This is a genomic window from Moraxella sp. ZY210820, from assembly GCF_030674635.1.
Lineage (GTDB): Bacteria > Pseudomonadota > Gammaproteobacteria > Pseudomonadales > Moraxellaceae > Acinetobacter.
In genome coordinates this window covers 1,295,239-1,308,971 of sequence record NZ_CP089978.1, presented here as the reverse complement: position 1 = coordinate 1,308,971, position 13,733 = coordinate 1,295,239, and the positions used below count along the sequence as shown (strand labels likewise).

Here is a 13,733-nt window from a genome sequence, read left to right as displayed (position 1 = left end):
AGTTTAAATTAAAAATGGCATTTCCAATTTAGAAATGCCATTTTACATTACAGACGAGCATTAAGCTTGTTGAATACCAGCAACTAACCAATCATCGGTAGAACCAACTGGTTTAACAAAATGCCAAATTTCAGTAAATGGTTGCGGCAAGCTATTTAAATCTTCACTTACAGTACCTGTAAAGCGAACACTTACAATATATTGACCATTTTCAGTACTTGTATCAGCAACCATTGCATTTAAATTACTAAATTCAGCAACATTTTCATCACTATTTGCCATAATATCTGCATACATTGATTGATATAAATCAGGCGTTAAGTAACGGCGGATTTCATCAATATTGCTTGCACTATTCATGGCTTGAATATGGTTAAAACGCTGACGTGCAATACGCAAGAATGCCGCAGGCTCACTACCATCAGGTAAGTTATTGCCATTGTTAGTATAAATACCAAAATTTTGTTGTGGAGCAGATGGATTTGAACCACCTACAGGCTGACCAAAAATATTAGTATTATCGCCACTATGACTACTTACATTTTGGCGAGTTTGTGCGTTAATTGGCGTACCAAATTGTGCATTATTGCTCGTATGACCTGAGTTAGGTGCATAAGGGTTAGGGTTAGCGGTTGCTAGTTTTTTTTTACTGCTAAAAAAGCGGAATGCAGCAAATGCTAAACCTGCTAGAACTAACCAAAATAACCAACCAAAGCTACTTGATTCTTCCTCTTTATCTTTATCACCATCATCTGCCATTGCATTAGCAGCTAAAGCACCAACAGCAGCACCAGCTACACCAGCTGCTACCATACCACCGACATTAGAGCCACTTTTTTGTGGAGCTTGTGGTGTAGGAGTAGCACTTTTATTGGGTTGAATAGGGGTAGGCGAAGCAGGTTGTGAACTGCTTTGACGAGACATACCATGACTTTTACCGCCACCTGCACGTTTTGCTTCAGCAATTGGTGCAAATACGATAGTGCTAGCCAATAAAATGGCTAACCAACGATTATGCTGTTTCATTTAAGTTCCTTTCACATTTCAGAATGTCTATTAATCACTATTATTCAGGAAAAATCAAGCTGTTTTTTGTAATATTGATTAAATTACGAACATATATGGCGATATAGAATAAAACTACCAATGATAATTAATGTAATTCCGCCTAATAATTCAGCATAATCACCGCATCTTTTTCCAGCTTTTTGTCCAATTAAAATACCTAAAGTAACCATTAAAGTTGTTGTTAGCCCAATCATCAGTGTAGCAATAAAGATATTTACATCTAAAAAAGCAAGGCTAACACCTACAGTCATTGCATCAAGGCTAGTGCCGATTGCAGTTAAGATTAAAAGCCACCATGATTTATTTTCTTCGGTCTGTATGCTGATTTCTGTAGGAGAATGGGTGAAATATTCGTAAATCACTTTTAAACCTAATGCGGTCAATAAAGAAAATGCAATCCAATGATCCCATTGTTCAATCCATTGATGGGCTATATGTCCTAATGTCCAACCAATGAACGGGGTTATACCCTCAATTAATCCAAATAATAAGCCTATTTTGAGTGCTTTAATAAAACTCGGTTTGTGTTCTAATAAAGCTCCTTTAGCAATCGCAACGGCAAAAGCATCCATTGACATTGCAAAGGAAAGAGCAATTAGGCTAAAAAAATTCATGTTATTCATCTATGGAATGACTTTATGTTTATTATAACATAGCAATATTAAATTTCCCATGTGGACGATGATTGATAAAACCTTTTAAAAAAATTGTGAAAAATATCGAAAAAAAACTAAATTTGTGGTTAAATATTGCATTATTTTATGAATATATCCTCTATTCTAAATAGATTGGCAATTTATGATGAATATCATCAGAGAGTATTGATTTATGCGAGCATATAATTTTTGTGCAGGTCCTGCAAGTTTACCAACTGAAGTGTTAGAACAAGCTCAACGTGAGTTATTAGATTGGCAGGGCAAGGGTGTCTCTGTGATGGAAATGAGCCATCGTAGTGCCGATTATGTAGCGATTGCAGAAAAAGCAGAAGCTGATTTACGCACGTTAATGAATATTCCAAGTAATTATAAAGTGTTATTTTTACAAGGTGGAGCATCATTACAATTTTCAGCCATTCCGTTGAATTTATTGGGTAAAAACTCAAAAGCAACCTATATCAATACAGGAATTTGGTCAGAAAAAGCATCAAAAGAAGCGAAACGTTATGGCGATATTCAAATTATTGATGCTTTAACACAACAAGATGGTTTATTTACTATTCGACCGCAAAGTGAATGGAATATCGATGCTGATGTTGCTTATGTGCATTATGCCGATAATGAAACCATTGGCGGTGTACAGTTTGATGGTATTCCAGATAGTTCAGCACCGCTGGTGTGTGATTTTTCATCAAGTATTTTATCTGCACCGCTTGATGTCAGCCGTTTTGGTTTAATTTATGCAGGTGCTCAAAAAAATATCGGTCCTGCTGGTTTAACTATTGTGATTGTGCGTGATGATTTATTAGACCAATATCAAGCTAATATTCCAAGTTTATTACGTTATGATGAACAAGCGAAAAATGGCTCAATGGTCAATACGCCAGCGACTTATTCATGGTATTTATCAGGTTTAGTGTTTGAATGGTTATTGAAACAAGGCGGTGTTGATGCTATTCATCAACAAAATCTTGCTAAAGCCAAACATTTATATGATTATATTGATGGTAGTGATTTTTATCATAATCCAATTGCTAAACAATATCGTTCAATTATGAATGTTCCATTTACATTAGCCGATACTGCTTTAGAAAAAGCCTTTTTACAAGAAGCAGAGCAAAATCATTTACTCAATCTTGCAGGACATCGTTCAGTCGGTGGTATGCGTGCAAGTATTTATAATGCTGTGCCTTTGGAAGGTGTACAAGCTTTAACCGCATTTATGGACGATTTTGTAAAACGTCACGGATAATAAAATCAACATCAAATAGGTTGGGTGCAATACTCAGCCTATTTTTAACGGAACATAGGAGAATGTATCGTGAAAGGTTTATATTTAATTACCAATGATGATGAGTTTTCAATATTATATAATAAATTAGAACAAGCATTATCTACAGGGAAAATCGCCTTATTACAATATCGGCGGAAACAGATTCAATTATCGCAACAACTAGAAGAAATTCCACGCATTGCGGAATTATGTGCAAATTATAAAGTTCCGTTAATTATCAATGATAATATGCAACTGGCACAGCAATTTAATGTAGGCGTTCATTTAGGACAAGATGATGGTTCTATTCAACAAGCACGGCAATTATTAGGCGATAGTGCAATTATTGGGCGAACCTGCATGAGTGATTTAGATTTGGCTAAACAAGCGGTTGCTGATGGTGCGGATTATGTGGCATTTGGGGCAATTTATTCATCAACATCAAAACAAACGCAAGCCAAAAATATCGGTGTAAACATTATTCAACGATGTAAACAGCAATTTCCCAATATTTCCATTTGTGCGATTGGTGGATTAACGGTTGAAAATTCATCAGTCGTCATTAACGCAGGGGCGGATATGTGTGCGGTCATTAGCGATGTTTTAGCTTTAGATGTCGATGATGTGGCGAAACGTGTGGAAGCGTGGGCGGAATTGTTTTGAGTATATCATTAAGCTATAACTATAAATAGAGAAATAGGTAGAATTATGAGTAATCTTTTAATTACCCAATTGCAAGCCAAATTGCCAAAAACAATGACTATTCCAAAAGAAATAAAACAGCTTTATGAATGGATTGAGCAAAATGGCTATTATTCAGATGTTGTACACAATGATGAGAATATTCGTTTTGGTTGTCTAAATGATAGGCAAAAAGTAAGAGAAAGCTGGACGGATAATGAGCGAAATGGTGGAACAAATATAGATTTTTCTGCACCTGATTGCCCTGTGTCTGATTGGTGGATTTTTCAAAACGATTTAGATGATAATATTGACGACAGATTGTGTGTTTTTGCTCAAAGTGGGGCGGACGGTTCACAATGTGCCTTTTGGTTAAATGATGACAATCAATTAAAAATCGTCCATATTGGTTCGGGGTCTGGTTCAGCTCTTTGTTGTGTATTGGCTGATAATGTGGTGGATTTTTTAAGACTGCTCGCCATTGGTTATGATGAAATTTGTTGGGACGATTATTTTCATCTTTCGCCCAATGAATATAGGGAATTTAAAGTTAATCCCAATCTTGAATTTCAACAATGGGTAACAGATACTTTTAATGTTAGTATTCCAAAAACTGCTTTGGAAATTATAAAAATCCCTGCTCAATATGGTGATGAAAATTCGGATGATGAATTTTGTCGTTGGGTAAATCAATATATCGCATTTTAGTGTTTTATTTAAAATAAACCGATATTAAATTTACCTAAATAAATTGTAGATATACTAATTCAACTTAAAAATTGGTACAGATTTGTAGAGGCAAATCACATTTGCCCTGTGAAAACCTTGTGTTTATTGGGCGAATATGATTCGCCCCTACAGCATAATGGTTAATTTTGTACCAGTTTTTAAGTTATTTGACTATATTAGCGTGAGATTATTATGAGATAAATTAAAAATGTATGAAATTAACCTATTTAATGAAAAGCCATTAAATCGTGATACTGATGGTCATATTTGGACAGATGAATTTCAAATCGCTGATATTTTGATATTTGTTGAATATCCAGCTGGTCAATCTATCCAATATTGTATTGAAAAAGCACAAGAGCAAATTTTAGCTGTTTGGCAAGATAGAGAAAATGCTATTTTATTTGCAGAACAGATATTAAAACATCAATATCCTGATTTATTTAGAGAATATGATAGCGATTGTCCAAATCGAATATTGGCTATTTATAGTATTCGCTTTGAATATCAAACCAATGACGTGATTTATACGATTGGAGAAAATTATCATTGGGATAGCGAATGGCAAATGCCTGATTTTCCTGAAGACTGGTTTATTGATATTTAAAGATTATCGGAACATTGTTTTGCAGTGAAAAAGTGATTTTTATCTTATTTAATGCTAAAATGACTTATTCTTTATGGTTTAAATTAGGATAATTTTTATGACAATTTCAGCGAAACAAGCCCAACTTTTTGCCGAAGCCAGCCGACACATTCCGGGAGGGGTAAATTCGCCTGTGCGTGCATTTAAAAGTGTAGGCGGTACCCCTATTTTTATCAAACGTGCTGAAGGGGCGTATTTGTGGGATGAAGACGATAAGCGTTATATCGATTATGTCGGTTCATGGGGACCAATGATTTTGGGACATTCTCACCCAGACATCGTCAAAGCTGTGCAAGATGCTGCCGTTGATGGTTTAAGCTATGGTGCTCCAACGGTACACGAAACAGCATTGGCAGATGTAATTTGCGAAATTATGCCATCAATTGAATTGGTGCGTATGACTAATTCAGGTACAGAAGCCACCATGACGGCAATTCGTTTGGCTCGTGGTTATACAGGACGCAATAAAATCATCAAGTTTGAAGGTTGTTATCATGGACATTCAGACAGTTTGTTGGTAAAAGCTGGTTCGGGTTTATTGACCTTGGGCGAGCCAACATCAAAAGGTGTGCCAGAAGATTTTGCGAAACATACGCTTGTCTTACCGTACAATGATAAAAACGCCATTCGTGAATCTTTTCAACAATATGGGTCAGATATTGCAGGGGTGATTATTGAGCCAGTCGCAGGCAATATGAATTTGGTTAAACCAAAAGATGGATTTTTAACCACCATTCGTGAATTGTGCGATGAATATGGTGCAGTTTTTATCATTGATGAAGTGATGACAGGCTTCCGTGTAGCATTGGGTGGAGCTCAAAGCGTGTACGATGTTAAACCTGATTTGACCACATTGGGCAAAATTATTGGTGCAGGTTTGCCAGTCGGTGCATTTGGCGGTAAAAAAGAAATTATGTCATGTATTGCTCCTTTGGGTGGTGTGTATCAAGCAGGGACATTGTCAGGCAATCCATTGGCGATGCGTGCAGGTTTAGCGATGTTTAAACATTTACGTCAGCCTGATTTTTATGCAAAATTAGAGCAACAATTAGCCAAATTATTGCACGGTTTAGAGCAAGTTGCACAAAAACATAGTATTGCGTTTAAAACGCAACAGCAAGGGGCAATGTTTGGTTTATATTTTACCGAGCAAGATGAATTATCGAGCTTTGAAAATATGTTAAAGTGTGATGTAGAAGCCTTTAAACACTTCTTTCATGGTATGTTAGAGCGTGGCGTGTACCTTGCACCATCGGCATTTGAAGCGGGCTTTATTTCATCGGTGCATTCTGATGAAGATATTGCTTATACCATTGCAATGGCAGATGAAACTTTTGCAGAAATGGTTCAAAATCAGTAAATTTTATTTGAATAAAATACGATTTTTGAGTATAATGATGACCGCTTGTTGTGCTTGGCCCTAATCTTAGAATTTCGGTGAGCCAAAAGAAATGGTCTATTATCGTGTTAATCTGTAAGTTTACTTACCTTTTTCCTTAAGTTTGATATTTAAGAGTGATTAATGGCGATAATAGCAAAACCTTTCTATTTATTCAGGAGTTAATCGACCATGCGTGCCGATATTCACCCAACTTATACTACAATTACTGCGACTTGTTCATGTGGTAATTCTTTTGAAACTCGTTCAGCATTAAACAAAGAGTCTATCTATTTAGACGTATGCTCAGCTTGCCATCCATTCTATACAGGTCGTCAAAAAGAAGTTAATACTGGCGGTCGTGTTGATAAATTTAATCAACGCTTTAAAACAATGGCTCGTTCAGTTAAACGTTAATTTATTGTTTTAAATGATAAATCCCTAAAATATATAATGTTTTAGGGATTTTTTATGGTCTTCTATTTTAGGGTAATATCAAATCACGTGGTGATGTAAATTCATATGATTCCCTTGAAATAGGGTCAGTAAATTTTAAATGTTTGGCTAATAATTGCAGAGGTTGGCTAAAATCATCATCTGCTTTATGCTGAACAGTAGGGTAGAATGGGTCATTTAAAATAGGAATACCTAAATAATTTAAATGTACCCGTAATTGATGTTGTTTACCTGTTTGGGGTATAAGATGATATTTTGCCCAATGTTGATGATGTTCGATTAATTTAATTTCTGTTTCGCTATTGGCTTCACCGTGTTGGACTTGCATGGTATAAAATGGATTTCCTTTTTGTAAGTTTAATTTTAATGTTCGTGGAAAATCTAAATCAGCACGATATGGTGCAATCGCATGGTAGTGTTTATAAACTTGACGTTGAGCAAAAAGTTGTTGATAATCTGCTCGGTATTGTTCTTGTTTGCAAAATAAAATTAACCCTGCTGTTTCTCTATCTAAACGATGAATGGGCGTAAGCTGTTCGATGTTGAGCTGTTGTTTTAAACGTACCAATAAAGTTTGTTGCACATAGCGTCCCGTTGGTGAAACGGTTAAAAAATGTGGCTTATCTACTACCACAATATGTTCATTTTCATAGATAATTTGATGTTCAAAAGGTACAATAGTTTCTTGTGCTAAAGCTCGATAATAATAAATTTTTTGATGGATGAATGGTTGATATAAACTATCAATGGTTAAGACTTGTCCATTTTGATGATAAATTAAACCATCATCAAAACGTTGTTGCCATTGTTCAGCTGGAATATGAGGGAATTTTAAGCATAAATAAGCAAAAAGCGTATCAACAGGATAATTCTTTTGAATAAAAACTTGACTTGCTGATACACCATTTCGCATGGGGGGCTTAAAATGATTTGTCATATATTGAATGATTAGAGATAACCTAAATCATCTAAAAACTTTTGTAAGTTTTCAGCAAATTGTGCATAGCCTTGTTGATTGGCATGAATTTGGTCAGATTTTAGATTACTATCAGACAAAATTCTTGACCATTCATTGTCGAATAAGGGAATATTTTCTTGCTTAGCAATTTCAGCATAAATTGGATTATCGCTTGCTTTCCCAAATAAGGCACTTGCACTAAAATGTGGTTCTGCAATTAATACCACAGCAATATTATTCTGTTTAAGTTTTTGAATAATTTGAATAATATTTTGTTTAGTCGTTTGGCTATCAACACGTCTTAATACATCATTACCGCCAATACCGAGTAAAACCAATTTAGGCTTTTGTTGAATAACACTATCTAAGCGTTCGAGTACTTGCTGTGAAGTATCGCCATTTACACCTGCATTAATCACTTGCCAGCCAGTTTTTTGAGCTAAAATTGTTGGATAAGCGGTTTGTGGTGTTGCTCCATAACCATTGGTTAGGGAATCTCCCAGTGCAACCACAGTACTATTTGGACTAATTAAATTAACTTTAGGTTCAGATGAACAAGCGGATAATAGGAGTGAACTTGTTAGAATGAGAATTTGTAATACTGTAGATTTCATATCACATCAATTCCAAATAAACAAAAAATGTATAGGGCGTATTGAATATTAAAATACATTTAATAATAAAAAATTAAATCATATTATTGAAATATATAACTAATGTTCAATACACCAAATAAACACATTTTTTGATTTAGTAATTTTTAATGATGCCCTTCAGACGCATGATTGAGCGTATATTTAGGAATTTCAATCTCTAAATCCTCATCAACAACAATCACTTGACAAGATAAACGAGATTCCATCTCTAAGCCCCAAGCACGGTCAAGTAAATCAGCTTCGACATCGGTCATTTCTTCAAGAGAATCAAAGCCCTTGCGTACCACGACATGACATGTTGTGCAAGCACATGAACCATCGCAAGCATGGTCAATATGAATACCGTGTTCAAGTAAACTTTCACACAAATTGGCATTATGTTCCACTTCAAATTCTGCACCATTTGGGCAAATTTCAGCGTGTGGGCGTACAGTAATTTTTGGCATAATCGCTACCTATTGCTATGGATTGGTTTATGACCAATCATTTAATTTTGTACCTTTTAAGGCGTTGTTAATATGTTGATTCATACGTAAACCTGCAAATACATCGCTAATCGCTTTTAGTTGTTCAATCGCTTGTTCAATTGCAGGCAAATCGTTACTTTGTAATTGCTGTTCAAGTTGTTGTTGAGCAGTTTTTAATTGTTGCAGTTGTTCTGTGCTTAATAAATGCTCATCAACTTTTAGGGCTTGCGTTAAGGCTTCAAGCTCACGTTGAGCTTCGATTTTGGTTTCGTGTAAGGCACGCAAATGTTTATCTTGTTCAGCATTTTGGAAACCATCAATCAATAAACGTTCAGTATCTTCAGCCGATAAACCATACGATGGCTTAATATCAATTTGAGCATTTACGCCTGATGTTGTTTCTTTGGCGGAAACGGTTAATAAACCATCAGCATCAACTTGGAATGTAACTTCAATACGGGCTTGTCCTGCAGTCATTGGCGGAATACCACGCAACACAAAACGACCTAATGAACGACAATGTTCGACTAAATCTCGTTCACCTTGCAGGACATGAATCAGCATGGCAGTTTGTCCATCTTTATACGTAGTGAACTCTTGACGGCGAGCCACAGGAATCGCCGTATTACGAGAAATAAGACGTTCAACTAATCCACCCATGGTTTCCAAACCCAGTGAGAGTGGCGTAACATCTAGCAATAATGAACCATCAGGACGATTACCAATCAATTGGTCAGCCGTGATTGATGCACCAATCGCCACCACTTCATCAGGGTTGATACTACATAATGCAGTCTTTTGGAAATAATTTTCAACGGCTTGGCGAATAGCATACGAACGGGTAGAACCACCAACCAAAACGACCTGTTGAATATCATCAATATTTAATTTAGCATCACGCATGACACGCTTACAGACTTGCATAGTTTTATCCACAAGACTATGGATAATTTGTTCAAATGTTGTACGGTCTAAAGTCAGATGATATTTACCAATATTAAATTCAACCTGTTCACGGTCAGATAATTGTTCTTTTACCTGTTTAGCTTTGATGATAAATTGAGCATATAACTCATCATCAAGTTCATCAAGGTTTAGTTGTTTTTTTGCCCATTTTACAATTGAACGGTCAATATCATCACCACCCAAAGCGGTATGTCCGCCTGTGGCTAAGACTTCAAATACACCTTGACTAAAGCGTAAAATCGACACATCAAAAGTACCACCACCTAAATCATAAATGACATAATGTTGATTTTCATCAATATTTTTATCTAAGCCATAGGCAACGGCAGCAGCAGTTGGTTCATTGAGCAAACGTAACACATGAAGACCTGCGAGTTGGCAAGCATCTCGAGTTGCTTGGCGTTGTGCTTCATCAAAATAGGCAGGTACAGTAACGACTGCACCATTGATGGGTTGTTTTAAACTCTCTTCGGCACGTTGTTTAAGCTGTTTTAAAATGTCAGCAGAAATCTCAACAGGCGTTTTGCGACCTTGTGCTGTGCTAAAAGCTGGCATTTCATTGGCTTCACCTGTTAGCACATAAGGGTGTTGAAATTTGATATCTGCTTGTGAACGTCCCATAAAGCGTTTTACAGATACGATGGTATTTTGCGGGTCTTGAATCATTAATGCTTTGGCATCATCACCGACCAATGTTTGTTCAGCTTGATAATGTACAATTGATGGTAATAAAATTCGTCCTTGCTCATCTGGTAGCACTTTGACTTTACCCGATAACACACTTGCCACAAGAGAGTGTGTCGTGCCTAAATCAATCCCAATTGCGATACGATGTTGATGGGGAGCGGTCGATTGATTAGGTTCTGCGATTTGTAAAAGTGCCATAATTTACTCAAATAAAAGGGAAAAATAAAACGATAGTTCTATGAAAATGAAAATAGAAAAATTATTTAGTCATCAAAGTCATCATCAAATGAACTGTCTAAATCATCATCAAGTAAGCGGTCTTCTGCAACATCAATATCCGCCAATACTTTTTGGAAGAAACGTAATTTACGTACGGTATCTCGTGCTTCGTCCCATGCTTGTTCTGCATAGTCGATTTTAAACTCATTACTTAAACCATGTAACCACTGTAATACTTCAGTGCGTAAGGATTGTAATTGTTCACTGTTTTTTGCTTCATCGAGCTGTTCACGAATTTCTAAAGCAGAATCTAAAAATTCAAAATCATGAATCGATTGCTCGAGTTGTTGGTCTTGTTGTTTTAAGTGTAATAAATACCCAGCACGACTATCAACATGATGTAAAGTCTGATAGGCTTGATTGATTTCACTGGATTTGATTAAGGCTTCGTCTTTATCTTCAGCTTTGTCTGGGTGATATTGTTGTTGTAATTGTAAAAAAGTTTGCTTTAATTGTGCAGTATCAATATCAAACTGTACAGGTAAGGCAAATAATTCAAAGTGATTCATGCTATTTATATCTCATTGATGTTTAATAGTTTGATGCTTTGTGTGAAAACGTTTACTGATACAATAAAATCATATCATTACACTGTAAATGATTCACCGCAACCACATTCACCTTTTTTGTTTGGATTGTTAAACTCAAAACCTTCATTGAGACCATTTTTAACATAGTCCATTTCTAAACCATTGAGATAAACCAAACTTTTTGGATCAACAAAAACACTCACTCCAAAATGATTAAATACTTCATCATGTGGGTCGATGTCATCAACAAATTCAAGTACATAGGCTAAGCCAGAGCAACCAGATGTTTTAACACCAACACGAATACCTTCTCCTTTACCACGATTGGCTAAAAAATTACGTACGTGGTCAGCTGCATTTTGTGTTAAGTAAATCATAAAACACCTCGTTGAGTAGATAATAAGCTATATTTTAAATACTGTTTATTATACCTTTAAATGACATCACCATAAAGTATAATGACGATGATTTGCTATGATAAAACGAAAATATATCAATAAGTCTGATTGTAGAGCGAGCTAAAATTCGCCCACAGATTATTTTTCACTCTAGGTGGAAGATTTTTCGCCCCCCACAATCAACTTATCAAATGTATTTCAATAGCAATTATTTCTGTTTGCTACGATAATCTTCAATCGCTGCTTTAATTGCATCTTCAGCTAAAACAGAGCAGTGAACTTTTACTGGCGGTAATTCAAGTTCATTGGCAATGTCGATATTTTTAATCGCTTGAGCTTCGTCTAAAGTTTTGCCTTTTAACCATTCTGTTACCAATGAACTTGATGCAATTGCAGAACCGCAACCATAAGTTTTAAAACGAGCTTCTTCAATGATACCGTTGTCATTGACTTGGATTTGTAAACGCATTACATCACCACAAGCAGGTGCACCCACCATACCAGTACCAACATTGTCAGCATTTTTGTCTAATGCACCAACATTGCGTGGGTTTTCATAATGGTCAATGACCTTGTCTGAATATGCCATAATATTACTCCAGATTGATGTTGATATTGAGATTAGCCTATATCAACATCATATTTAATTTAATATGTTAAAAATTAGTGTTCTTGCCATTCAACGCTATTTAAGTCGATACCGTCTTTGAACATATCCCAAAGTGGTGATAATTCACGCAATTTTTCAACTGCAGTTTGAGTAACGCTTAAAACATGGTCGATGTCGGCTTCAGTGGTATATTTACCAAAGCTAAAACGGATTGAGCTGTGTGCCAATTCATCAGATAAGCCTAAAGCACGCAATACATAAGATGGCTCTAAAGTTGCTGATGTACATGCTGAACCACTCGATACAGCGATGTCTTTTAATGACATCATCAATGATTCACCTTCAACATAGTTAAAGCTGACATTTAAATAGTTGGCAACATTATGCTCTGGGTGTCCGTTCAGATAAACTTCTTCCATACCAGACAAACCATTCCATAACTTATCACGCAATACACGTAAACGAGCTTGTTCGCTTTCTAAACGTTGTCCTGCCAATTCAAAAGCTTCGCCCATGCCTACGATTTGATGGGTTGCCAATGTACCAGAACGCATACCACGCTCATGACCACCGCCGTGCATTTGTGCTTTAATGCGAACACGTGGATTACGGCGAACAAATAATGCACCAATCCCTTTAGGACCATAGGCTTTGTGTCCAGAGAAACTCATTAAATCTACTTTGATTTTTGATAAGTCGATTTCAACTTTACCCACTGCTTGAGCAGCATCAACGTGCAAGAATGTTTTATTGGCACGAGTAAGTTCACCAATGGCAGCAACATCTGTTACAGTACCAATTTCATTATTAACCATCATCAAAGAGACTAAAATGGTATCAGGACGTAATAATTCTTTTACTTTTTCTGCTGTGATTAAACCAGTACGTTCTTCAGGTTCAACATAGCTAATTTCAAAGCCGTCTTCTTCAAGTTCACGCATTACATCAAGTACTGATTTATGTTCAATCTTACTGGTAATGATGTGCTTACCACGAGAGCCATAGAATTGAGCAATACCTTTAATGGCTAAGTTATTTGATTCAGTCGCACCAGATGTCCACACAATTTCACGTGGATCAGCTTTAACCAAATTAGCCACTTGTTCACGAGCGTATTCTACTTGTTCTTCTGCTTGCCAACCGTAAGCGTGTGAACGAGATGCAGGATTACCAAAGTTACCATCAAATGTTAAGCATTGCATCATTTTTTGTGCAACTTGTTCATCAACAGGTGTAGTTGCTGCATAATCAAGATAAATTGGACGAGTCATTGTATATAGTACCTAGAAATAAAT

At 36.1% G+C, this 13,733-nt stretch carries 16 protein-coding genes; 6 read left to right on the top strand and 10 right to left on the bottom strand.

What is annotated here, in order from left to right; genetic code table 11:
* Nucleotides 1-60: 60 nt before the first annotated feature.
* Together LU301_RS06615 and LU301_RS06610 are read right to left on the bottom strand one after the other, a co-directional pair.
* Nucleotides 61-1,026 carry a Tim44 domain-containing protein gene (locus tag LU301_RS06615; RefSeq protein WP_305268877.1) on the bottom strand — a complete coding sequence of 322 codons (966 nt, stop codon included), beginning with the start codon at nt 1,024-1,026 and terminating at the stop codon, nt 61-63.
* Between the two features lie 83 nt (nt 1,027-1,109).
* Nucleotides 1,110-1,682, bottom strand: a complete 573-nt coding sequence (locus LU301_RS06610; RefSeq protein WP_305268873.1) for a manganese efflux pump MntP — start codon at nt 1,680-1,682, stop codon at nt 1,110-1,112.
* A 214-nt stretch (nt 1,683-1,896) separates the two neighbouring features.
* Here LU301_RS06610 and serC point away from each other — a divergent pair, with 214 nt between their 5' ends.
* The 6 genes from serC to rpmE all read left to right on the top strand — a co-directional run bounded on the left by serC (nt 1,897) and on the right by rpmE (nt 6,848).
* Nucleotides 1,897-2,976: a 3-phosphoserine/phosphohydroxythreonine transaminase gene (gene serC / locus LU301_RS06605; RefSeq protein ID WP_305268871.1), complete on the top strand. Its 1,080-nt coding sequence runs from the start codon at nt 1,897-1,899 to the stop codon at nt 2,974-2,976.
* A gap of 69 nt (nt 2,977-3,045) precedes the next feature.
* A complete protein-coding gene (gene thiE, locus LU301_RS06600) occupies nt 3,046-3,660 on the top strand; it encodes a thiamine phosphate synthase (RefSeq protein WP_305268869.1) in 615 nt (204 codons plus the stop codon).
* Nucleotides 3,661-3,705: 45 nt separating this feature from the next.
* Nucleotides 3,706-4,386, top strand: a complete 681-nt coding sequence (locus LU301_RS06595) for an SMI1/KNR4 family protein (protein ID WP_305268865.1) — start codon at nt 3,706-3,708, stop codon at nt 4,384-4,386.
* A gap of 229 nt (nt 4,387-4,615) precedes the next feature.
* Nucleotides 4,616-5,014: a hypothetical protein gene (locus tag LU301_RS06590; RefSeq protein ID WP_305268862.1), complete on the top strand. Its 399-nt coding sequence runs from the start codon at nt 4,616-4,618 to the stop codon at nt 5,012-5,014.
* 97 nt (nt 5,015-5,111) lie between these two features.
* On the top strand, nt 5,112-6,413 hold the full coding sequence (hemL, locus tag LU301_RS06585) for a glutamate-1-semialdehyde 2,1-aminomutase (RefSeq protein WP_305268860.1): 1,302 nt from the start codon (nt 5,112-5,114) through the stop codon (nt 6,411-6,413).
* A gap of 210 nt (nt 6,414-6,623) precedes the next feature.
* On the top strand, nt 6,624-6,848 hold the full coding sequence (rpmE, locus tag LU301_RS06580; protein ID WP_305268858.1) for a 50S ribosomal protein L31: 225 nt from the start codon (nt 6,624-6,626) through the stop codon (nt 6,846-6,848).
* A gap of 67 nt (nt 6,849-6,915) precedes the next feature.
* Here the strand turns inward: rpmE and LU301_RS06575 are convergent, their stop codons facing one another.
* The 8 genes from LU301_RS06575 to LU301_RS06540 form a co-directional block, all read right to left on the bottom strand.
* Nucleotides 6,916-7,824: a pseudouridine synthase gene (locus LU301_RS06575; RefSeq protein WP_305268855.1), complete on the bottom strand. Its 909-nt coding sequence runs from the start codon at nt 7,822-7,824 to the stop codon at nt 6,916-6,918.
* Between the two features lie 11 nt (nt 7,825-7,835).
* The gene (locus LU301_RS06570) at nt 7,836-8,459 is read right to left on the bottom strand and encodes a GDSL-type esterase/lipase family protein (RefSeq protein WP_305268852.1); all 624 of its coding nucleotides are present in this window, start codon (nt 8,457-8,459) and stop codon (nt 7,836-7,838) included.
* 146 nt (nt 8,460-8,605) lie between these two features.
* A complete protein-coding gene (gene fdx, locus LU301_RS06565; RefSeq protein WP_305268849.1) occupies nt 8,606-8,947 on the bottom strand; it encodes an ISC system 2Fe-2S type ferredoxin in 342 nt (113 codons plus the stop codon).
* A gap of 27 nt (nt 8,948-8,974) precedes the next feature.
* A complete protein-coding gene (gene hscA / locus LU301_RS06560) occupies nt 8,975-10,819 on the bottom strand; it encodes a Fe-S protein assembly chaperone HscA (RefSeq protein WP_305268847.1) in 1,845 nt (614 codons plus the stop codon).
* A 65-nt stretch (nt 10,820-10,884) separates the two neighbouring features.
* A complete protein-coding gene (hscB, locus tag LU301_RS06555; protein ID WP_305268845.1) occupies nt 10,885-11,409 on the bottom strand; it encodes a Fe-S protein assembly co-chaperone HscB in 525 nt (174 codons plus the stop codon).
* A gap of 77 nt (nt 11,410-11,486) precedes the next feature.
* The gene (gene iscA / locus LU301_RS06550) at nt 11,487-11,807 is read right to left on the bottom strand and encodes an iron-sulfur cluster assembly protein IscA (RefSeq protein WP_305268842.1); all 321 of its coding nucleotides are present in this window, start codon (nt 11,805-11,807) and stop codon (nt 11,487-11,489) included.
* Between the two features lie 229 nt (nt 11,808-12,036).
* The gene (gene iscU, locus LU301_RS06545) at nt 12,037-12,417 is read right to left on the bottom strand and encodes a Fe-S cluster assembly scaffold IscU (protein WP_305268840.1); all 381 of its coding nucleotides are present in this window, start codon (nt 12,415-12,417) and stop codon (nt 12,037-12,039) included.
* A gap of 74 nt (nt 12,418-12,491) precedes the next feature.
* Nucleotides 12,492-13,709 (bottom strand): IscS subfamily cysteine desulfurase, encoded by a 1,218-nt coding sequence (locus tag LU301_RS06540; RefSeq protein ID WP_305268837.1) that lies wholly within the window; start codon nt 13,707-13,709, stop codon nt 12,492-12,494.
* Nucleotides 13,710-13,733 lie beyond the last annotated feature (24 nt).

What these genes read in the sequence shown, in the direction of transcription:
- LU301_RS06615 (WP_305268877.1), bottom strand. Translation starts at nt 1,026, where the DNA reads ATGAAACAGCATAATCGTTGGTTAGCCATTTTATTGGCTAGCACTATC.
- LU301_RS06610 (WP_305268873.1), bottom strand. Translation starts at nt 1,682, where the DNA reads ATGAATTTTTTTAGCCTAATTGCTCTTTCCTTTGCAATGTCAATGGAT.
- serC (WP_305268871.1), top strand. Translation starts at nt 1,897, where the DNA reads ATGCGAGCATATAATTTTTGTGCAGGTCCTGCAAGTTTACCAACTGAA.
- LU301_RS06595 (WP_305268865.1), top strand. Translation starts at nt 3,706, where the DNA reads ATGAGTAATCTTTTAATTACCCAATTGCAAGCCAAATTGCCAAAAACA.
- LU301_RS06590 (WP_305268862.1), top strand. Translation starts at nt 4,616, where the DNA reads ATGTATGAAATTAACCTATTTAATGAAAAGCCATTAAATCGTGATACT.
- hemL (WP_305268860.1), top strand. Translation starts at nt 5,112, where the DNA reads ATGACAATTTCAGCGAAACAAGCCCAACTTTTTGCCGAAGCCAGCCGA.
- rpmE (WP_305268858.1), top strand. Translation starts at nt 6,624, where the DNA reads ATGCGTGCCGATATTCACCCAACTTATACTACAATTACTGCGACTTGT.
- LU301_RS06575 (WP_305268855.1), bottom strand. Translation starts at nt 7,824, where the DNA reads ATGACAAATCATTTTAAGCCCCCCATGCGAAATGGTGTATCAGCAAGT.
- LU301_RS06570 (WP_305268852.1), bottom strand. Translation starts at nt 8,459, where the DNA reads ATGAAATCTACAGTATTACAAATTCTCATTCTAACAAGTTCACTCCTA.
- fdx (WP_305268849.1), bottom strand. Translation starts at nt 8,947, where the DNA reads ATGCCAAAAATTACTGTACGCCCACACGCTGAAATTTGCCCAAATGGT.
- hscA (WP_305268847.1), bottom strand. Translation starts at nt 10,819, where the DNA reads ATGGCACTTTTACAAATCGCAGAACCTAATCAATCGACCGCTCCCCAT.
- hscB (WP_305268845.1), bottom strand. Translation starts at nt 11,409, where the DNA reads ATGAATCACTTTGAATTATTTGCCTTACCTGTACAGTTTGATATTGAT.
- iscA (WP_305268842.1), bottom strand. Translation starts at nt 11,807, where the DNA reads ATGATTTACTTAACACAAAATGCAGCTGACCACGTACGTAATTTTTTA.
- iscU (WP_305268840.1), bottom strand. Translation starts at nt 12,417, where the DNA reads ATGGCATATTCAGACAAGGTCATTGACCATTATGAAAACCCACGCAAT.
- LU301_RS06540 (WP_305268837.1), bottom strand. Translation starts at nt 13,709, where the DNA reads ATGACTCGTCCAATTTATCTTGATTATGCAGCAACTACACCTGTTGAT.